This is a genomic window from Microbispora hainanensis (genome assembly GCF_036186745.1).
Lineage (GTDB): Bacteria > Actinomycetota > Actinomycetes > Streptosporangiales > Streptosporangiaceae > Microbispora.
The window spans coordinates 2,849,417-2,868,567 of sequence record NZ_CP108086.1; the positions used below are offsets into that span (position 1 = coordinate 2,849,417).

General features: G+C 72.0%; 18 protein-coding genes and 1 pseudogene. 15 read left to right on the plus strand and 4 right to left on the minus strand.

Annotated elements, in window-relative coordinates:
• Nucleotides 1-257: 257 nt before the first annotated feature.
• Nucleotides 258-1,880 carry a putative quinol monooxygenase gene (locus OHB01_RS13330; RefSeq protein WP_142647941.1) on the plus strand — a complete coding sequence of 541 codons (1,623 nt, stop codon included), beginning with the start codon at nucleotides 258-260 and terminating at the stop codon, nucleotides 1,878-1,880.
• A gap of 192 nt (nucleotides 1,881-2,072) precedes the next feature.
• Here OHB01_RS13330 and OHB01_RS13335 read toward each other — a convergent pair whose 3' ends face one another.
• A complete protein-coding gene (locus tag OHB01_RS13335) occupies nucleotides 2,073-2,321 on the minus strand; it encodes a glutaredoxin family protein (protein WP_142647942.1) in 249 nt (82 codons plus the stop codon).
• Nucleotides 2,322-2,515: 194 nt separating this feature from the next.
• Between OHB01_RS13335 and OHB01_RS13340 the strand changes: the two genes are divergently transcribed.
• The 7 genes from OHB01_RS13340 (at nucleotide 2,516) to hemL (ending at nucleotide 10,198) form a co-directional block, all read left to right on the plus strand.
• Nucleotides 2,516-3,214, plus strand: a complete 699-nt coding sequence (locus tag OHB01_RS13340) for a redox-sensing transcriptional repressor Rex (protein ID WP_142647943.1) — start codon at nucleotides 2,516-2,518, stop codon at nucleotides 3,212-3,214.
• Nucleotides 3,215-3,239: 25 nt separating this feature from the next.
• Nucleotides 3,240-4,538 (plus strand): glutamyl-tRNA reductase, encoded by a 1,299-nt coding sequence (locus OHB01_RS13345; RefSeq protein ID WP_142647944.1) that lies wholly within the window; start codon nucleotides 3,240-3,242, stop codon nucleotides 4,536-4,538.
• Entirely contained in the window at nucleotides 4,535-5,446 is a 912-nt protein-coding gene (hemC, locus tag OHB01_RS13350) for a hydroxymethylbilane synthase (RefSeq protein ID WP_147943021.1), read from the plus strand. Before OHB01_RS13345 ends, hemC begins: the two co-directional genes overlap by 4 nt.
• Nucleotides 5,443-7,032, plus strand: coding sequence for a uroporphyrinogen-III synthase (locus OHB01_RS13355; RefSeq protein ID WP_142647946.1), 1,590 nt, complete (start codon nucleotides 5,443-5,445; stop codon nucleotides 7,030-7,032). The genes hemC and OHB01_RS13355 overlap by 4 nt, the downstream gene beginning before the upstream one ends.
• 70 nt (nucleotides 7,033-7,102) lie before the next feature.
• Entirely contained in the window at nucleotides 7,103-8,089 is a 987-nt protein-coding gene (hemB, locus tag OHB01_RS13360; protein WP_221889917.1) for a porphobilinogen synthase, read from the plus strand.
• Between the two features lie 123 nt (nucleotides 8,090-8,212).
• A complete protein-coding gene (locus OHB01_RS13365; protein ID WP_142647948.1) occupies nucleotides 8,213-8,857 on the plus strand; it encodes a bifunctional DNA primase/polymerase in 645 nt (214 codons plus the stop codon).
• 45 nt (nucleotides 8,858-8,902) lie between these two features.
• Entirely contained in the window at nucleotides 8,903-10,198 is a 1,296-nt protein-coding gene (gene hemL, locus OHB01_RS13370) for a glutamate-1-semialdehyde 2,1-aminomutase (RefSeq protein WP_142647949.1), read from the plus strand.
• Nucleotide 10,199: 1 nt separating this feature from the next.
• Here the strand turns inward: hemL and OHB01_RS13375 are convergent, their stop codons facing one another.
• Both OHB01_RS13375 and OHB01_RS13380 read right to left on the minus strand, forming a co-directional pair.
• A complete protein-coding gene (locus OHB01_RS13375; RefSeq protein WP_312845740.1) occupies nucleotides 10,200-10,349 on the minus strand; it encodes a hypothetical protein in 150 nt (49 codons plus the stop codon).
• A gap of 311 nt (nucleotides 10,350-10,660) precedes the next feature.
• Nucleotides 10,661-11,548 carry an EamA family transporter gene (locus tag OHB01_RS13380; RefSeq protein WP_147943022.1) on the minus strand — a complete coding sequence of 296 codons (888 nt, stop codon included), beginning with the start codon at nucleotides 11,546-11,548 and terminating at the stop codon, nucleotides 10,661-10,663.
• A gap of 201 nt (nucleotides 11,549-11,749) precedes the next feature.
• On the opposite strand from OHB01_RS13380, the gene OHB01_RS13385 reads away from it, so the two are divergent.
• The 6 genes and pseudogenes from OHB01_RS13385 (at nucleotide 11,750) to ccsA (ending at nucleotide 17,648) form a co-directional block, all read left to right on the plus strand.
• Nucleotides 11,750-12,724: a LysR family transcriptional regulator gene (locus tag OHB01_RS13385; RefSeq protein ID WP_142647951.1), complete on the plus strand. Its 975-nt coding sequence runs from the start codon at nucleotides 11,750-11,752 to the stop codon at nucleotides 12,722-12,724.
• A gap of 12 nt (nucleotides 12,725-12,736) precedes the next feature.
• Nucleotides 12,737-13,339: pseudogene (locus tag OHB01_RS13390) on the plus strand (histidine phosphatase family protein); the annotation flags it as partial.
• A 214-nt stretch (nucleotides 13,340-13,553) separates the two neighbouring features.
• Nucleotides 13,554-14,171 carry a TlpA disulfide reductase family protein gene (locus OHB01_RS13395; protein ID WP_328708554.1) on the plus strand — a complete coding sequence of 206 codons (618 nt, stop codon included), beginning with the start codon at nucleotides 13,554-13,556 and terminating at the stop codon, nucleotides 14,169-14,171.
• Nucleotides 14,164-14,895 carry a cytochrome c biogenesis CcdA family protein gene (locus tag OHB01_RS13400; RefSeq protein ID WP_142616239.1) on the plus strand — a complete coding sequence of 244 codons (732 nt, stop codon included), beginning with the start codon at nucleotides 14,164-14,166 and terminating at the stop codon, nucleotides 14,893-14,895. The genes OHB01_RS13395 and OHB01_RS13400 overlap by 8 nt, the downstream gene beginning before the upstream one ends.
• On the plus strand, nucleotides 14,895-16,697 hold the full coding sequence (gene resB, locus OHB01_RS13405) for a cytochrome c biogenesis protein ResB (protein WP_328855447.1): 1,803 nt from the start codon (nucleotides 14,895-14,897) through the stop codon (nucleotides 16,695-16,697). The genes OHB01_RS13400 and resB overlap by 1 nt, the downstream gene beginning before the upstream one ends.
• Nucleotides 16,698-16,700: 3 nt before the next feature.
• A complete protein-coding gene (gene ccsA / locus OHB01_RS13410; protein WP_142647954.1) occupies nucleotides 16,701-17,648 on the plus strand; it encodes a cytochrome c biogenesis protein CcsA in 948 nt (315 codons plus the stop codon).
• A gap of 45 nt (nucleotides 17,649-17,693) precedes the next feature.
• Here ccsA and OHB01_RS13415 read toward each other — a convergent pair whose 3' ends face one another.
• Entirely contained in the window at nucleotides 17,694-18,002 is a 309-nt protein-coding gene (locus tag OHB01_RS13415; protein WP_168065948.1) for a PLD nuclease N-terminal domain-containing protein, read from the minus strand.
• Between the two features lie 125 nt (nucleotides 18,003-18,127).
• On the opposite strand from OHB01_RS13415, the gene OHB01_RS13420 reads away from it, so the two are divergent.
• The gene (locus OHB01_RS13420; RefSeq protein ID WP_168065950.1) at nucleotides 18,128-19,144 is read left to right on the plus strand and encodes a hypothetical protein; all 1,017 of its coding nucleotides are present in this window, start codon (nucleotides 18,128-18,130) and stop codon (nucleotides 19,142-19,144) included.
• Nucleotides 19,145-19,151: the final 7 nt, after the last annotated feature.

The following is a 19,151-nucleotide window of genomic DNA, read 5'->3' on the forward strand; positions in this document are numbered from 1 at the left end:
TCGGCGGAACGCGCGGGTTGCGCTGCTCCTGCTGCTACCGGAGGGGAAAGCCCGGCCAACGGCCACGTGTTCGGCATCCGTTATCCCATGGGGGAAGGGGAGTCGGCGTGCTCGAACACTCTAGAAATCAACGGGAGATTACACAATCCGTTCGGGTGGGGGAATCCGCTTCAGGTGTGCGTACGCGGGCGTGACATTCCTGGACATGGCCACCGGCTACCGGTCAGAAGCAGATGTCCGGCAGCATGGGTCCCACCATGGAAGTCCTCGTCGCTCTCCTCGCGTTCGCCGGCGCCCTGCTCGCCGGCATCACCACCGGCGTCCTCGTCGGGCGTCTCCGTGACGAGCCGGCCGGTTGGCTGATCGCGTGGAGCGTCGCCACGGGCGCGCTGGCGCTGTCGCTCGGCGCGGTCGCCGTCGGACACCTCACCGGGTTCGGGCCCGTGACGTTCCGGGCCTACCAGATCACCGGCTCACTGCTGGCCCCGCTCTGGCTGGCGGTCGGCGTCATCCAGCTCCTCGCGGAGAAGGGCGGAGCCCGCTTCGCCGGCTGGCTCCTCGGCGCCGCGCTGACGGTCGTGGGCACGGTGATCATGGTGCTCGACCCCGTCGTCACCTCGGGCTTCGACAAGTCGCTGCCCGACGGGCCGACCCACTGGGACATCTGGCCCGAATGGCTGCTGCGGGGCGTCCACGGCCTGGTGGTCTTCATCCTCCTGCTCGGCCTCGCCATGGCGGTGATGGCCTGGCGGGACGGAGACGAGTACGACGTCGACAACATGAACGCGACCGTCGTGCTCGCCCCGGCGGGGATGGCGATCTCGGGCGTGCTCGAATTCGGGCTTCCCGGGCTGGTCGTCGTCGCGGTGCTGGCCGCCTCCGCCGGAGGCGTCTGGTACGTCGTGGCCCGGCCGCTCGCGCCGTACGACGACGAGGGCGAGGACGACGACGAGGCCCCGGAGGAGGAGTGGCAGGGGCGGCGCGGCGGACGGGCCGACAGCGCCCTGCGGGCCGAGACCCGCGTGCCCTCCGCGCCCTCGGGGCCGCCCACGCCGCCGCGCGGGGCACCCGGAGGCCGTCCAGGCGGGCCCGGTGCGGTTCCGCCCGGGGTGCCGGTAGCCGGAGGACCGGGAGCCGGGGGGCCGGGAGCGCCGCGCCGTTCGGGGCTCGGGGACCTGGTGGCCGAATATCGGGCGGGGGAGCAGAGCGAGGTCGACTACGCCGCCCGCATGCGGCCCTCCGACGGTCCGCTGTCGCCCGACGACTTCGGCGGGCCCATGACCGGCCAGCTTCTCGCCGCGGACCAGTACGGCCAGCCCCGCCGACCTGAATACGGCATGCCCGCGGCGGCCCCGGCCGAGCCCGACCGGGCGATGCCCGCCACGGGGGCCCTCTATCCCGGGGCGGAGGTCCCCGACCCGGCCGACCTCGCCGCGAGCTTCGGCGTCGGATTCGGCGGCAGGTCCCGCCCCGCCATGACCCAGCCGGGCGGGCAGGGGCCGCAGCAGGCGGGCCGGCCCGCCGGTCAGGGCGGCTCGGTGAAGCCGGCCCCCGGCATCTACGGCCTGCTGACCGTCTTCACGCTGCTCGACGGCTCGGGCGAGGCGTTCGACAAGCTCGCCGAGGAGACCGTCGAGGCGGTGCAGCGCAACGAGCCCGACACGCTGCTGTTCGTCTGCCACGCGGTCAAGTCGGCCCCGCTCCAGCGCATCGTCTACGAGCTCTACCGCGACGAGGTCGGCTACAGCGAGCACCAGCGGCAGCCGCACATGGAGCGCTTCGCGACCGAGCGGGTGAAGTATGTGCTGGCGGCCAACGTCATCGAGCTGAGCGTCAACGCCGCCAAGGTGGTCCCCCTGCCCACCCGCCGGGTTCTCTAGACCGCTGTCCCCCTACGTTCGCGGGCGGAGAGAAGAGAACGTTCACGGGCGGAGGGAGCGGAGCGGGTGGAGAAAGCGGAGCGGGCTTCGCGAGGACCGCAGCTTCCTCCCGGTGCGGTGACCGGCCCGGCCGAGGTTCGTGGACGTCCGGCTGGAAGCGGCCCGGGCCGCGCATGGACCCCGGGCGCGGCGTCAGCGCTGCAGGGCCTCGCGGAGGCGGTTCTCGTTGACCCGCCAGTAGTCGTGCTGCACGCCGTCGATCAGGACGACCGGGATCATCTCCCAATATTCGGCCTGGTCCTCCGGCGAGGCGGTGATGTCGCGTTCCTCCCAGGGAACGCCCAGATCGGCGGCCACGCGCTCGACCACCGCGCGGGCGTCGTCGCACAGGTGGCAGCCCGGCTTGCCGAGCAGCGTGATCCGGTGGTCTTGAGGAGCCATGCCCTCGATTATCGCGATCCTCCCGGCCCGGAATGGAGACCGCCGCCCCCTCCTGGGACCCTTGAGACGAGGGAAGCCTCACACGATCGACTTTGTGCATAGCTTCACAAAGACACTAACCTGGTATTCATCCGTCGCATCCGCTATGCGGCCGGGGGCGCAACCGGCCGTCCGTCCCCCTGGAGCCCCGGCAAGTGATCCGCCGAATCCCGCAGCCCCGTGACCGCGGCATCCCCGACGCCACGGTGGCGAGGTTGCCGCTCTATCTGCGCGCACTCAACGGGATGGCCGAACGGGGCACGGCGACGGTGAGCTCGGAGGATCTCGCGGTAGCCGCCGGGGTGAACTCCGCCAAGCTCCGCAAGGACCTGTCCCACCTCGGGTCGTACGGCACCAGAGGCGTGGGATACGACGTGCAGTACCTCATCTACCAGATCTCGCGTGAGCTTGGTCTCACTCAGGACTGGGCCGTGGCCATCGTCGGCGTCGGAAATCTCGGCCGCGCGCTGGCCAACTACGGCGGGTTCGCCTCGCGCGGGTTCCGGATCGCGGGCCTGCTTGACGCCGATCCGCACGTCGTGGGCGATCGCATCGCAGGTCTCGTCGTCGAGCACGCCGACGAGCTGGAGTCCGTGATCAAGAAGCGCGGAGTCTCGATCGTGGTGATCGCCACGCCCGCCACGGCGGCGCAGCAGGTCTGCGACCGTGTCATCGCGGCCGGAGTCACCAGTATTTTGAACTTCGCCCCCGTCGTCTTGGCTGTGCCTGACGGCGTGGATGTCCGTAAAGTCGATTTATCCATCGAACTGCAGATACTTGCGTTCCACGAGCAGCGCAAGGCTAATGGAGGGCCCATCATGGCCGAGGAGTGGCCGGACGGGGTGGTCATGTGAGTGAGCCATCGATCGGAGCGAGCTCATGAGTGTCCTCGTCGTCGGCCTGAGCCACCGGACAACGCCGGTCGCGCTGCTCGAACGGGTCACGGTCAGCGGGGACGCGCTCGTCAAGCTGCTGCACGACGTGCAGTCCGACGAGTACGTCTCCGAGGCGCTGGTCGTCTCGACGTGCAACCGCGTCGAGGTCTACGCCGTGGTCGACCGGTTCCACGGCGGCGTCACCGCGGTGACGAACATCCTCGCCGCGCATTCGGGCCTGCCGCAGGAGACGCTCGCGCGGCACCTGTACGTGCACTACGAGGACCGGGCGGTCCAGCACCTGTTCACCGTCGCCTGCGGGCTCGACTCCATGGTGATCGGCGAGGGGCAGATCCTCGGCCAGATCCGCACCGCGCTGCGCCTGGCGCAGGAGGAGGGCACGGCCGGGACCACGCTCAACGAGCTGGCCCAGCACGCGCTGCGCGTGGGCAAGCGCGCGCACGCCGACACGGGCATCGACCGGGCCGGCGCGTCGCTGGTCGGGGTGGGGCTGACCCTCGCCGAGCGGGTGCTCGGCGACATCAGCGGCCTGCGCGCCCTGGTCGTGGGCGCCGGCTCGATGAGCTCGCTGTCCGCCGCGACGCTGTCCCGCGCGGGCGTGACCGACATCGTCATCGCCAACCGCACCCGCGAGCGGGCCGAACGGCTCGCCGAGACCGTCGGCGGCCGGGCCGCCGACCTGGCCGACGTCCCCGCCGAGCTGGCGGAGGCCGACCTGGTCATCTCCTGCATCGGCGCCGGGACCCGCACGATCACCGCGGAGACGATCGGCGACCGTGACAGGCCGCTGTTCGTCCTCGACCTCGCGCTGCCCCACGACGTGGATCCCGGCGTACGGGACCTGCCCGGCGTGACGCTGGTCGACCTGAAGTCGATGCAGCAGGACGGCGTGGGCGACGACGTCTCCGACGGCGGCAGGGCCGAGGCGATCTGCGAGGTCAGGCGCATCGTGGCCGAGGAGGTCGCCGCCTATCTCGACGCCGCGCGCGCCGCGCTCGTCACCCCCACCGTCGTGGCCCTGCGCAGCAAGGCCGCCGGGGTGGTCGAGTCGGAGATGGGCCGCCTGCTGTCCCGCCTGCCGGACATCGACGGGCGGATGCGCGACGAGATCACCCAGACCGTGCGGCGCGTCGTCGACAAACTGCTCCACGAGCCGACCGTACGGGTCAAGCGGCTGGCCGCGTCCCCGGGCGGCGACCAGTACGCCGAGGCGCTGCGGGAGCTGTTCGGCCTCGACCCGAAGGCCCCCGACGCCGTTGCGAGCCTGGAGGTGGACCAATGACCGCCCCGCTGCGGCTCGGCACCCGCAAGAGCCTGATGGCGACCACGCAGTCGCAGATCGTCGCCGACCGGCTGACCGCCCTGACCGGCCGGGCGGTGGAGCTCGTCGGCGTCACCACCTTCGGCGACGTGTCCCGGGCCCACCTGACCCAGCTCGGCGGCACGGGTGTGTTCGTCAACGACCTGCGCGGCCGGCTCCTCGCCGGTGAGGTCGACTTCGCGGTCCACTCGCTGAAGGACCTGCCGACCAAGCCGGACGAGCGGCTCGCGATGGCCGCGATTCCCCGGCGGGACGACCCGCGTGACGCGCTCGTCGGCCCGGTCAAGCTGCACGACCTGCCCGCCGGAGCCCGCATCGGCACCGGCTCACCGCGCCGGGTGGCCCAGCTGCGCCTGCTCCGGCCGGATCTCGACTACGTCCCCATCAGGGGAAACGCGGACACCCGCATCGGCAAGGTAACCTCGGGCGAGCTCGACGCCGTGGTGCTGGCCGCCGCAGGGCTGGCCAGGATCCGCCGGGACGGGGAGATCGCCCAGGTGTTCGAGGTCGACGAGATGCTGCCCGCCCCCGGGCAGGGCGCTCTCGCCGTCGAGTGCCTGGCCGACCGTGACGATCTCATCGAGCTGCTGCGCGCCGTCGACGACCCGCGGACGCGGGCCGCGGTGGACGCCGAGCGCTCGGTGCTCGCCGCCCTCGAGGCCGGTTGCGCGGCCCCGGTAGGTGCTTTCGCCTCCGGTGACGGGCACATTCTCAATCTGACCGCCACCGTCGTCGCCGTCGACGGCGCACGGTCGGTGCGCAAGTCCACCTCCGGACCCTCTACGACGGCCGTGGAGATGGGCCGCGAACTCGCGGCAGCCATGATCGTCGAGGGGGCCGACACGTTGATGGGGGAGCAGGCCCGTTGAGCCCCGCGAATAACAGCACGCAGACCCGGTCCGGGTTCGTCGCCTTCGTCGGCGCCGGCCCCGGTGACGAGAACCTGCTCACGTTGCGCGGCGCCGACCTGCTGGGCAGGGCCGACGTCGTCGTGCTCGACCGGCAGGCGTACGGCTCGCTGCTGCGCCACAGCCGTGAGGACGTCGAGGTCGTCGACATCTCCGCCGACGCGGCGGAGAACTCGGTGTCGCTGAAGACCATCCAGGCCGCCAAGGCGGGCCGCACGGTCGTGCGGCTCTGCTCGGGCGATCCGTCCTTCTTCTCCTCCGTCACCGACGAGGTGGCCGCCTGCGCCAAGGCGGACGTGGACTTCGAGATCGTGCCCGGCGTGCCGCCGGCCACGGCCGTGCTGACCTACGCCGGCATCCCGCCGGCGGCGTCGGCGCCGGAGTTCCGCATCGTGGACGCCGCGCAGACCGACGACTGGGCCAAGCACGCCGCGTGCGAGGGCACGCTGGTGATCTACAACGGCGTCGCGGACGCGGTCCCGATCAGCAAGGCGCTGATCGCGGGCGGCAAGCCCGACTCGACGCCGGTGGCGGTGACCAGCGACGGCACGACCACCGAGCAATACACGGTGGTCTCCACGCTCGGACGGCTCGGCCCCGACCTCAAGCACGCCGGGATGACCGAGCCCGCGCTGATCGTGGTGGGCGACGCCGTCGGCATGCGTGACCGCCTGTCGTGGTTCGAGACCAAGTCGCTGTTCGGCTGGCGGGTGCTCGTGCCGCGCACCAAGGAGCAGTCCAAGGGGCTGTCGGAGCAGCTCCGCTCGTACGGCGCGGTGCCCGAGGAGGTGCCGACGATCTCTGTCGAGCCGCCGCGCACGCCGCAGCAGATGGACCGCGCGATCAAGGGCCTGGTGACCGGCCGCTACGAGTGGGTCGCCTTCACCAGCGCCAACGCGGTCAAGGCGGTGCGCGAGAAGTTCGAGGAGTACGGCCTGGACGCCCGGGCGTTCGCCGGGCTCAAGGTCGCCGCCGTGGGCGAGGCCACCTCGCGGGCGCTGGTCGAGTTCGGCGTGAAGCCCGACCTCATGCCGACGGGCGAGCAGTCGTCCGAGGGCCTGCTGGCCGAGTGGCCGCCGTACGACTCGATGCTCGACCCGATCAACCGGGTGCTGCTGCCGCGGGCCGACATCGCGACCGAGACGCTGGTGGCGGGGCTGACCCAGCTCGGCTGGGAGTGCGACGACGTGACGGCCTACCGCACCGTGCGCGCCGCGCCGCCGCCCGCCCCGATCCGCGAGGCGATCAAGGGCGGCGGGTTCGACGCCGTGCTGTTCACCTCGTCCTCGACCGTGCGCAACCTCGTCGGCATCGCCGGAAAGCCGCACAACGTGACCGTGATCGCGGTCATCGGGCCGCAGACCGCCAAGACGGCCGAGGAGTTCGGCCTGCGGGTCGACGTGATGGCCGACAAACCGTCCGCCACGGCTCTCGCCGCGGCGCTGGCGGACTATGGTGCCAAGATGCGGCACGCCGCCGTGTCGGCGGGCGAGGTGCCCCGCCGTCCGTCCCAGATGCGCAGGGGCGCGCGGCGACGCGTCAAGTGAACCGACTCGTGTGCGGCCCGCCGGGACGGCCTCCCGGCGGGCCGGCGCGATCAAGAGCGGGGAGACCATTGTGAACGCCCAATACCCGGTGGCGCGGCCCCGGCGGCTGCGCCGTACCGCCGCGATGCGCCGGATGGTCGCGGGGACGCGGCTGCACCCGGCCGAGCTCATCCTGCCGATGTTCGTCAAGGAGGGCATCGCCGAGCCGCAGCCGGTGGGCTCCATGCCCGGGGTCGTCCAGCACACCCGCGAGTCGCTGCGTAAGGCCGCCCACGAGGCGGCCGAGGCCGGCGTGGGCGGGATCATCCTGTTCGGGATCCCCGCGCACAAGGACGCCAGGGGCTCGGGCGCCGACGACCCGGACGGCATCGTCCAGGTGGCGCTGCGCGACCTCGCCTCCGACCTGGGCGACGCGCTGGTGCTGATGACCGACACCTGCCTGGACGAATACACCGACCACGGCCACTGCGGCCTGCTGACGGCCGACGGCGAGGTGGACAACGACGCGACGCTGGAGCGCTACGCGTCGGCGGCGGTCGCGCAGGCGGCGGCCGGCTCCCGGATGATCGCGCCGAGCGGGATGATGGACGGCCAGGTCGGCGCCATCCGCGCGGCCCTCGACGCCAACGGCTTCGCCGAGATCCCGATCCTGGCGTACGCCGCGAAGTACGCCTCCGGGTTCTACGGGCCGTTCCGCGACGCCGCCGAGTGCGCGCCGCAGTTCGGCGACCGCAGCGCCTACCAGCAGGACCCGGCCGGACCGATCGGCGAGGCGCTGCGCGAGGTGCGTCTCGACCTGGCCGAGGGCGCGGACGCCGTCATGGTCAAGCCCGCCCTGGCCTACCTCGACATCCTGCGGCAGGTCCGCGACACCGTCGACGTGCCGGTCGCGGCCTACCAGGTCAGCGGCGAGTACGCGATGGTCGAGGCGGCGGCGGCCAACGGCTGGATCGACCGGGAGCGGGTGATCATGGAGTCGCTGATCGCGATCCGCCGCGCCGGTGCCGACATGATCCTCACTTACTGGGCCACCGAGGTCGCCCGCGGACTATCCTGACCCCTCATCAGGGGGGTCCTGCCGAGCCGCGATCGGCCAGAAGGCATTATCAGGTACATGTACCGCGAGCATCTTGCGTAACGCAGGAGGGCAGCGGGTGTGACGCTTGTGGGGAGGAGCGCCATGGTGGGGGTACCGCTGGCCCGACGTGCGAAACGGCGTGCGCATCACGCGCCGCGGAAGATGACGTCGGTGTTGGAGTACGCACAGCTGGGCTGGGCGAGCTGTATGGGCGCCCACCCGCTGAGCGAGGGAGGCAGGGCGTGCTCCTGCGACCGGGTCGGCTGTCCCGATCCCGGCATGCACCCGCTGTCGCCCGCGTGGCAGATGCAGGCCACGACGGACACGGCGCTGCTCACGCGGTGGTGGAAGCAGGATCCGGACATGAACGTGATCCTGCCCACCGGCAGGGTGTTCGACGTGTTCGACGTACCGGCCGCGGCGGGCCGTCCCGCCCTGGCCGCCATGGACGCAGCAGGCTTCGACACGGGCCCGGTCGCCGAGAACGGCGACCGGGTTCTTTTTTTCGTCGCGACGCGTGGGGCGCCCGAGGACGAGGACGAGTGGTGGTCCTGCAGCCTCGACGCGGGACCCGAGACGATCGACGAGACGCCGGGCCTGCGCTGGCACTGCCGCGACAGCTACGTGCTCGCGCCGCCGTCCACCACGCCCACGGGCGGGGTCGTGAGCTGGATCAGGCCCCCCGACGGGCGTCCGCTGCCCGATCCGCTGCGCGTGCTCGACCTGCTCGCCGACTTCTGCGAGTGATTCCCGGTACGGGCCCCGGACGGGTGGGCCCGTAATCTGGAGGGCGTGACTCGCACGCAGACCTCCGAGGACCTGTTCGACCGCGCCCGCCGGATCGTTCCCGGCGGCGTCAACTCGCCGGTGCGCGCCTTCGGCGCCGTGGGCGGCACCCCCCGCTTCATGGCCTCCGGCGAGGGGCCGTACATCACCGACGTGGACGGCAACCGTTACGTCGACCTGGTGTGCTCCTGGGGCCCGATGATCCTCGGCCACCGCCACCCCGCCGTCGTGGAGGCACTGGAAGAGGCCGTCGCGCGCGGCTTCTCGTTCGGCACCGCGACCGAGGGCGAGGTCCTGCTCGCCGAGGAGATCGTCTCCCGCGTCGCCCCCGTCGAGAAGGTCCGGCTGGTCAGCTCCGGCACCGAGGCCACCATGTCCGCCGTACGGCTGGCCCGCGGCTTCACCGGCCGGGCGAAGGTCGTGAAGTTCGCCGGCTGCTACCACGGGCACGTGGACGCGCTGCTGGCCTCGGCCGGGTCCGGGGTCGCCACCTTCGGCCTGCCCGACACCCCCGGCGTCACCGGGGCCTCCGCGGCCGACACGATCGTGCTGCCGTACAACTCGATCGAGGCGGTCGAGGAGGCGTTCCGCACGTTCGACATCGCCTGCGTGATCACCGAGGCGTGCCCGGCGAACATGGGCGTCGTGCCGCCTGCCGACGGCTTCAACCGGCGCCTGCGCGAGCTGTGCACCGAGCACGGCGCGCTGCTGATCATCGACGAGGTGCTGACCGGGTTCCGGGTGTCCGCCTCCGGCTGGTACGGCATCGACCCCGTCGAGGCCGACCTGATGACGTTCGGCAAGGTCATGGGCGGCGGGCTGCCCGCCGCGGCGTTCGGCGGGCGGGCGGAGGTCATGGCCGCCCTCGCCCCGGAGGGGCCCGTCTACCAGGCCGGCACGCTGTCGGGCAACCCGCTCGCCTGCGCCGCCGGGCTGGCCACGCTGCGCGCCTGCGACGACGACGTGTACGACAGGGTCGACGCGTCCGCGCTGGTCATCGGCAGGGCCGCCTCCGACGCGCTGGCCGCCGCCGGGGTGCCGCACCGCCTCCAGCGGGCCGGAAACCTCTTCTCGATCTTCTTCACCGACACCCCGGTCACCGACTTCGACTCGGCCCGGACCCAGAACACCGACGCGTACCGCGCGTTCTTCCACAGCATGCTCGACCAGGGCGTCTACCTGCCGCCGTCGGCGTACGAGGCGTGGTTCCTGTCGGCCGCCCACGACGACGCGGCGCTCACCCAGGTCGCCGAGGCTCTCCCCCTGGCCGCCAAGGCCGCCGCCCAAGCCGCCGGCGTCTGACTCACTTCACCAGCTGGTCGAGATCCACCTCGAACGGGAAGGGCACCTGCACCGCCAGGTGCCCGTGGTGGATCCCGGTCGGCGTGTACGCGCCCGTGGCGGGGTCCCGTTCGTACACGTAGACGACGGGACGCCCGTCGCTCTCCTCCACCCGCCAGAAGTGCGGGATGCCCGCCTCGGCGTACCTCAGCCTCCGCGTCGAGCCGCTCTGTGAGGCCGCGGATGAGGCGCTGGTGGAACCGCCGCTGGGGTGAGTTGAAGACGAGTGCTCCGTCGATCAGCTCGACGCGCTCGAAGAAGCCGGGCTCGCCATTCGGGCCCTCCGAAGGCAGACGATCGAGGTCGTCCGCGCGCCACCCCCAGGGCGGCGGCGCCGGCCAGCACTCCAGTGCACGGCTCACGTCGTACGTCTCAGTGTCGTCCACGTCGCTCACCGTAGCCGTATCCGTGCGAGCGCGAGGGTCAGCGGGGGACGGGCACCGGGCGGCTGGTGAGGGCCGTACGGGGGCGTGAGTTGGCGAACAGGAGGCCGGCGAGGATGAGGGCGCCCGCGGCGACGGTGAGGAGGGAGATCGGCTCGCCGGTGAACAGCGCGGCGGAGGCGATGCCGAAGACCGGCACGAGCAGGCTGTACGGCGCGACCACCGAGGCGTCGTAGCGGGCCAGCAGCCATCCCCAGATGGCGAACCCGCCGAGGGTGGACAGGAACGCCGTGTAGAGCACGGCGCCCACACCCTCGGCCGTGAACGACGTCAGCGACGACGGCCCCTCGGTGGCCAGGGCCAGCGCCAGCAGGGGCGGCGCCGAGACCGCGCTCACCCAGACCATGAACCGCAGGGAGTCCGGCGGCGCGGCCTTGCGGGTGGCGACGTTGCCGAGCCCCCACCCGGCCGCCGCGCCGACGCACAGCAGGAACGCGCCGAAGGGGATCGCCCCCGACCTGGCGGCCACGTCGGCCGCGATCAGGCCCAGGCCGCAGAAGGCCACCGCCGTCCCGGCGATCCTGCGCCGCCCGAGGCGTTCGCCGAGCAGCGCGGTCGCGAACAGCGCGGTGAAGACGGCCTGCACCTGGATGACCAGGGAGGTCAGCCCGGCGGGCATGCCGGCGCGCATGCCGAGCAGCAGCAGGCCGTATTGGGCGACGCCGAGCGTCGCGCCGGTCGCCAGCACCCACCGCCAGGGCGCCCGTGGCCCTCCGGCTATGAGTACGGCGGGGAAGGCGGCCAACAGGAACCGGAGGGCGGCGTACGTCAGCGGCGGATAGTGCTTCAGTCCCGTCTGCATGACGACGAAGTTGAAGCCCCAGATGGCGGCGAGTGCGACGGCGAGAGCCAGGTGGCGGGGGCGCATGGATCAGGGGATCAGCGCGAGGAGGGGCGACGGTCGCGGGTCTGTCGTGCCTGCCGCGCCAGGGTCTCCAGATAGGAGGTCTGCTCGGATCGGAGGGGCTTAGTGAAGAGTCTGTTGAAGATTCGCATGGCTATAGCATCGCATTGCTAAACAGTTGAGCGCAAACAAGTTTTTCTAAGGAGGACGGTTTAGACTGGCTACATGTTGGACCTGAACCGGTTGAAGGCTCTCCACGCCGTCGCGGTCTACGGCTCCGTAGGCGCCGCGGCCGAGGCGCTGATGGTCACCCCTTCGGCGATCTCCCAGCAGCTCGCGAAGCTCGAACGGGAGACCGGGGCCGTCCTGATCGAACGCAACGGGCGCGGGGTGAAGCTCACCGACGCCGCCGGGCTGCTCGCCGAGCACGCCGAGCGCATCCTCGCGCTCGTGGAGACGGCGGAGGCCGATTTCGAGGCGCTGCGCGGGGCGGTGGTCGGCAAGCTGACCATCGCCGCCTTCCCCACCGCGGCCCGGGGCATCGTGCCGCGCGCCCTGACCATGCTCAAGAGGCAGCACCCCGATCTCGACCTGCTGCTCTACGAGAGGGAGCCGGAGCGGCAGATCCGCGAGCTGGCGCGCGGCGACCTCGACCTCGCCGTCCTGCAGGACTGGCTCAACAGGCCGATGGCGCTGCCCGAGGGCCTGTCGCGCACGGCGCTGTTCGACGACGTGGCCGACGTCGTCGTGCCGGCCGACCATCCCCTGGTGAAAGCCGACCATGTGCGGCTGAGCGACCTCGCCGGCGAAAACTGGATCAGCTCGGCCCCCGGCACCGTCTGCCACGACTTCCTGATGTTCCTGCTGCGCTCCGAGGAGCGGGAGCCGCGGATCGTCGCCATGGCCGACGAATACCCCACCCACCTCGCGCTGGTCGCCGAGGGGCACGGTTGCGCGCTCATCCCCCGGCTGGGCCGTGGACCGCTGCCCGAGGGCGTCGCCGTCCTGGCCGTCCAGCCGCCGCCGGTGCGGCGCATCTACGCGGTCTGGAGGTCCGACGCCGCCCGCCGCCCCGCGATCCGCGCCGCCGTCGACGCGCTGCGCTGCTCCGTCGACGCGCTGAACATCTCTGCCGCCGACGCGCCGCGCCCTGCCACCGACGCGCCGCGCCCGGCGTCCGCGGAGCTGCCCGGCGGGTAGGCTGTCCAGGTCATGACAGAGATGACCATCGTTCACCTGCTCCGGCACGGTGAGGTTCACAATCCCCGTGGGGTCCTGTACGGCAGGCTGCCCGGCTACCACCTGTCCGAGACCGGCCGCAGGATGGCCGAGGTGGTCGCCAAGGCCGTCGAGGGCAGGGACATCGTCGCGCTGTGGAGCTCGCCCATGGAGCGCGCCCAGGAGACCGCGGCGCCGTCCGCCCGGGCCCTGGGCCTGGAGGTGGCGATCGACGAGCGGCTGATCGAGGCGGGCAACGTCTTCGAGGGCCTGCGGATGGCCGGGAGCGACAACGTCTTCCGCGACCTTCGCTCCTACCGCCACTTCAGGAACCCGTTCCGTCCGTCGTGGGGCGAGCCGTACACCGAGGTCGTGGCGCGCATGAAGGCGGTCATCGACGACGCGCGGGCGGCGGCGCGCGGCCACGAGGCACTGCTCGTCAGCCACCAGCTGCCCATCTGGATCATCCGGCTGGCGGCCGAGGGCAGGCGGCTGTGGCACGACCCCCGCCGCCGTCAGTGCGCGCTCGCCAGCCTCACCAGCCTGACCTTCGAGGGCGACCGGCTCATGAGCGTCGGCTACAGCGAGCCCGCCGGGGCGCTGCTGCGGGCCGGTGCGCCGCCGCAGGGCGAGGCGGCGCTGTTCGACAAGGCCGACGAGGTGCTTCCCGAGGCCCTTCAGGCGGGCTCGGAGGACGAGGAGACCCCCGGATCGCGATCCGTCCCCGGTGTGTGACCCGGAGAACGAGGCACCCGTGGCGCTCGGTAGGCTTACAGCTCTACCGGTTGTAGTACAAGGAGATCCTCCTCCCGTGTCCGCCAAGCGCCTGCCAGCCAACAGCGTGACCGCCGGCCGCGCCACCGCCAAGCGCCTGACGGCGCTCGTCGCCGCGGCCGTGGCGGCGACGGCCCTCGCCGGGTGCGCGGGCGGCCAGGCCGCCCAGCCCCGCTCCGGCGACACGCGCTTCATCCCGGGGGACGGCCGCGTCGAGTTCTTCGACGCCGCGCAGCGTCACAAGGCGCCCGTGATCGAGGGGCAGACCCTCGACGGCGGCACCGCCACGCTGACCGCGGGCAAGGTCCACGTGCTGAACTTCTGGGCCTCCTGGTGCGCACCCTGCCGCGCCGAGGCCCCCGTGCTCAAGGACATCGCGGCGAGCACCAAGTCCAAGGGCGTGGATTTCCTCGGCGTCAACTTCAAGGACCTCAAGGCGTCCGCCCAGGCGTACGACCGCTCGGTCGAGCCCGGCTATCCGAGCATCTACGACCAGAGCGGCAAGGTGCTGCTGCAGTTCCAGGGCACGGTGCCGCCCGCCGCCATCCCCTCCACGTTGATCATCGACGCGCAGGGCCGCATCGCCGCCCGCGCGCTCGGTGCGGTCAAGTACGACGACCTGCTCAAGGCCGTCACCAAGGTGACCGATGAGTGACATCGGCAGCACGGTCGCGACCGGGTCGCTGCTGCTGGCCGCGCCGATCGCGGCGGCGGCCGGGCTCGTGTCGTTCGTCTCGCCGTGCGTGCTGCCGCTGGTGCCCGGCTACCTGTCGTACGTCACGGGCATGAGCGGCGACCCGAAGCGGAGCCGGATGGTGCTCGGCAGCGCGCTCTTCGTGCTCGGGTTCGCGGCCGTGTTCGTGCTCGGAGGCGCGCTGTTCGGCAGCCTCGGCGCGGCGCTGCACGGCAACGCCGACGTGATCACCAGGGTCCTCGGCGTGGTGACGATCGTCCTCGGGCTGGCCTTCGTGGGGATCGTTCCCGGCCTCCAGCGTGACGTGCGCATCCATCGGCTGCCCGCGGCCGGGATCGCGACGGCCCCGCTGCTCGGGGTCGTCTTCGGCCTCGGCTGGACGCCGTGCATCGGCCCGACGCTGGCGGTGGTGATGACGCTCTCGGTGAACCAGGGCAGCGCGCTGCGCGGCGCCGCCCTCGCCTTCGCGTACGCCCTGGGCCTCGGCCTGCCGTTCGTGGTGGCGGGGCTGGCCTACCGCAAGGCGCTCCACACGTTCAAGGCGGTCCGCCGCCACACCCCGCTGATCACCAAGGTGGGCGGTGCGATGCTCGTGGCCGTCGGTGTGCTGCTCGTGACCGGGCAGTGGTCGGAGATCATCGCCCACCTGCAGGTGTGGGTCGGCGGCTTCAGGCCGGTGATCTGATGAGCGCCCCCGACGACCTCGCCTCCGCCGTGCACGACGAGACCGTACGCGACGAGACCGTGCACGACGAGACCGTGCACGACGAGACCGTGCACGACGAGACCGTGCACGACGAGACCGTGCACGACGAGACCGCGGTGGAGGCCCGGCAGAAGGAGACGCGGGAGCGGGCCAGGCCCGCCGGCCTGGGCCCCGTCGGCTGGATGCGCTGGGCCTGGCGCACGCTCACCTCGATGCGCACGGCCCTGATCCTGCTGTTCCTGTTCGCGCTCGGCTCGGTGCCCGGGTCCATCTATCCGCAGCGCGGCGTCGACCCGAGCAGGGTCGCGGAGTATTTCAAGGACAACCCGACCCAGGCCAAGTGGCTCGACCGGTTCTGGCTGTTCGACGTCTTCAGCTCGCCCTGGTTCGCCGCGATCTACCTGCTGCTGTTCATCTCGCTGGCCGGCTGCGTGTTCCCGCGCGCGCTGACGCATCTCAAGGAGATCCGGCGCCGTCCGCCCGCCGCGCCGCGCAACCTCCTGCGCCTGCCGCACAGCGAGGCGTTCGAGGGCGGGCTCACCCTGGAGCAGGCCGCCGCCGCGCTCCGGCGCAGGCGCTTCCGGGTGGTCACCGGCGACGGCTGGGTGTCGGCGGAGAAGGGCTACCTCCGCGAGACCGGCAACCTCCTGTTCCACGTCGCGCTGCTCGCGCTGCTGTTCGCCATCGGCGCCGGAGGCCTGTTCGGCTACCGCGGCAACGTGCTGGTCGTGGAGGGCGACGGCTTCTCCAACGCCGTCGCGGCCTACGACCGTTTCATGCCCGGCAGCCGGGTCACCGCCGAGTCGCTGGAGCCGTTCTCCTTCACCCTCAAGGACTTCCAGGCGAGCTACGTGGCCGCCGGGGAGAAGCAGGGCCAGCCGCTCGACTACCTCGCCAAGCTGAGCGTGCAGGACTCGCCGACGTCCCGCCCGCGTGACGTGGACCTCAAGGTCAACGACCCCCTGGACGTGTACGGCACGCTGACCTACCTGATCGGGCACGGCTACGCCCCCACGTTCCGGGTGACCGACGGCAAGGGCCAGGTGGCCTACGACGGCCCGGTGCCGTGCCTGGCCGACGACCAGGCCACGTACACGTCCGAGTGCGTGATCAAGGTGCCGGACGCCCAGCCGACCCAGCTCGGGTTCCTGGTGCGCTTCCTGCCCACGACCGTGCCGAACGGCAACGCCTGGGTGTCGGTCTTCCCCGGCGCCGCCAACCCCACGGTGCAGATCTTCCCGTTCGGCGGCGACCTCGGCCTGAAGTCGGGGCAGCCACAGTCGGTGTATCAGCTCGACACCACGAACCTGAAGCCGCTCGGCACGATGTCGGCCCAGCCGACCCCGCTCAACGTGGGCGAGACCAAGGAGCTCGCCGACGGTGCCGGGAAGATCCAGTTCACCGGCGTCAAGGAGTGGATCAGCCTCCAGATCACCTACGACCCGGGCCGGGAGCCCGCCCTGCTCGCGGCCGCCGCCGCGGTGATCGGGCTCGTGCTGTCCCTCACGATCCGCCGCCGCCGCGTCTGGGTGCGGGTGAAGGACGGCAAGGTCACGGTCGGAGGACTGACCCGCACCGAAGGCGGCGGCGCGGCCTTCGCCGAGGAGTTCGCCCAGATCGTCACCGCCCTGCGCGGCGACCAGCCCGCCCATGACCAGGGTGGTGATCCGTCCACCGGTGACCGGGGCGGCGAGCCGGACGAGCCCGCAGGCACCGGGCACGTCGCGCCGGACGCGCCCACCGGAAACGCTGCGCCGGGCGCCCGCCCGGACGAGGAGTGAGTGATGCCCGCCGATGTCAATGAGAGTCTGGCCACGCTGAGCGACCAGCTCATCCTGGTCACCGTCCTGCTGTATCTCGGCGCGATGATCTGCTTCGCGCTGGATCTCGCCTTCGGCCGGACCCGTACGGTCGTGGCCGAACGCCGGCGTCAGCTCGTCGGCGCGGGCGGCCCCGCCCTGCCCGAGGAGACGACGGAGGCGGCGGGCCCGCAGCCGGCCGCGTGGGCGGTCCGCGCGGGATCGTTCGCCGTGGTCCTCACCTGGATCGCGTGGGCCGGCCACCTCGCCGGCATCCTCACCCGCGGCATCGCCGTCGACCGCTGGCCGTGGGCCAACATGTACGAGTTCGTGGTGGCCATCTGCTTCGCCGCCGTCACCGCGTTCCTCGTGCTGCTGATCCGCCAGCCGATCCGCTTCCTCGGCGCGTTCGTGACCGTGACCTCGGCGCTCGGGCTGGGCTTCGCGGTGCTGTTCCTGCACGTCCAGGCGGGTCCGGTGATGCCCGCGCTGCACTCGTACTGGATCGCGATCCACGTCACGGCGGCGATCGTGGCCAGCGGGCTGTTCATCCTGGCGGGCGTCTGCGCGATCCTCTACCTGATCCGCAGGGACGGGCGGCCGTCGGTGCTGCCGAGCAGGGAGAGCCTGGAGCGCGTCGCGCACCGCGCGATCGTCATCTCGTTCCCGATCTGGACCTTCGCCGTCATCGCCGGCGCGCTGTGGGCCGACCGGGCCTGGGGCCGCTACTGGGGCTGGGACCCCAAGGAGGTGTGGGCGTTCGTCACGTGGGTCGTCTACGCCGCCTACCTCCACGCCCGGGCGACGGCCGGGTGGCGCGGCAAGGCCGCGATGATCGTCTCGCTGGTCGCCTTCGGCTGCCTGCTGTTCAACCTCATCGGCGTGAACATCTTCTTCTCGGGACTGCACTCCTACGCCGACGTGCCCAACTGAGACGGGCGGCGCCCGGGGGAGGAGCGGCGTCTGGGGGAGGGGGACTCAGTCCTCGTCGCGCAGGCGCCGCTCAAGGCTGCGCAGGAACTCGGGGTCGTCGTCGGGGCCGCGGGGCGCCTCGCCGCTGTGGGGCCGCTCCCACTGGCCTCCGCCGGCCGCGTACATGGCGTAGCGGGCACGGGGGCGGCCCACGAGGAGCCAGGTCAGCGCGCCGACATCCGCCAGGAAGACCACGATGAGGACCCACATGAACTTGGGGAGGTTGCGGACGTCCTCCTCGGGGGTCGTGATCACGTCGAACAGGCAGTAAAGCCAGAGGGCAAGCAGCGCCAGGCCGATAATCACGCTAGGCATGCCCACACGGTAAGCCATACCGGCGACTGATCGTGTCGGCCTTTGGGGTGACGAGGACAGCCCGGCATCGTACGGTGGACCGGTACACGGCATGCCGGGAACGCGGAGCCTGACAGAGGGGTGCGATGGCGGAGCCGGGCGACAGGGGCCGCCACCGGCGGGGGTCGCGGTGGTGGCAGCGGGGGCCCTACTGGTCCTCCCACCGCCGTGGTGACCTTCCGGAACGCCCCGCCGACCGAGCCGCCGACCGAGCCGCCGACCGTACGGCGGAGTGGCCCCAGGCCCGCCGCGCCCCGTGGGAGGCCCCGTGGGAGACACAGCGGGAGACACAGCGGGAGACGCCGTGGGAGGCCCAGCGAGACACCGCGTGGGGCGCCGACTGGCCCGACTGGCCCGGCTGGCCGCCGGAGCGTCCGGTCGAGCGGGTCGGCACCGTGACGGCGCCGGTGGCGGACGACCGGCCGCAGTACGTCTGGCAGGACTTCGAGCTCGACGACCTCCCGACGCGGGCCGCGCCCCACCCTCCCGACGCGCCGGACCTGCGGGACGGCAGGCGGCACTGCGGGCCGCTTGAGCGCATCCTGCACCGCGAGTGGGACGCGGCCGAAGGGCCGCCCTCGGCCGACGCCGTACGGGCCGTGGACAGCCTGGCGCGCCTGCCCGAGCAGCTCAAGACCAAGCTCGCCATCGGGCTCGAAGGCATCTACGTCGGACGCGGCGGGGTGCCCGACCTGGACGACATGGGCTACCTGCGCGGCGCGCCGCTGCCGTCGGGACGGGCCACCTGGGACATCTGCGCCGGCGCGTACGGCGACCGCAAGATCGTGGTGGGGGACCGGCCGTCGCCCACGCCCGACGTGATGATGCACGAAGTCGGACATGCGCTGGACGACGTGGACTCCGGTCCGGGAGAGTGGGTCTCGGACTCTCCCGAGTTCGTGGCGCTCTACGAGGAGTGCCTGCCGCTGTTCGCGTCGTCGTTCCACCGGCAGCCCGGCGGCCTGGGGCGCAAGGAGTTCTTCGCCGACGCGTTCGCGGCGATCGCGTCCCGGCAGCGTCCGGCCCTTGTCGACATGCTGGGGGGCGACACGAGGACCGCCCTCAACGTCATGCTCTTCTTCAACCGGCGTTACGGAATCTAGGTGATTC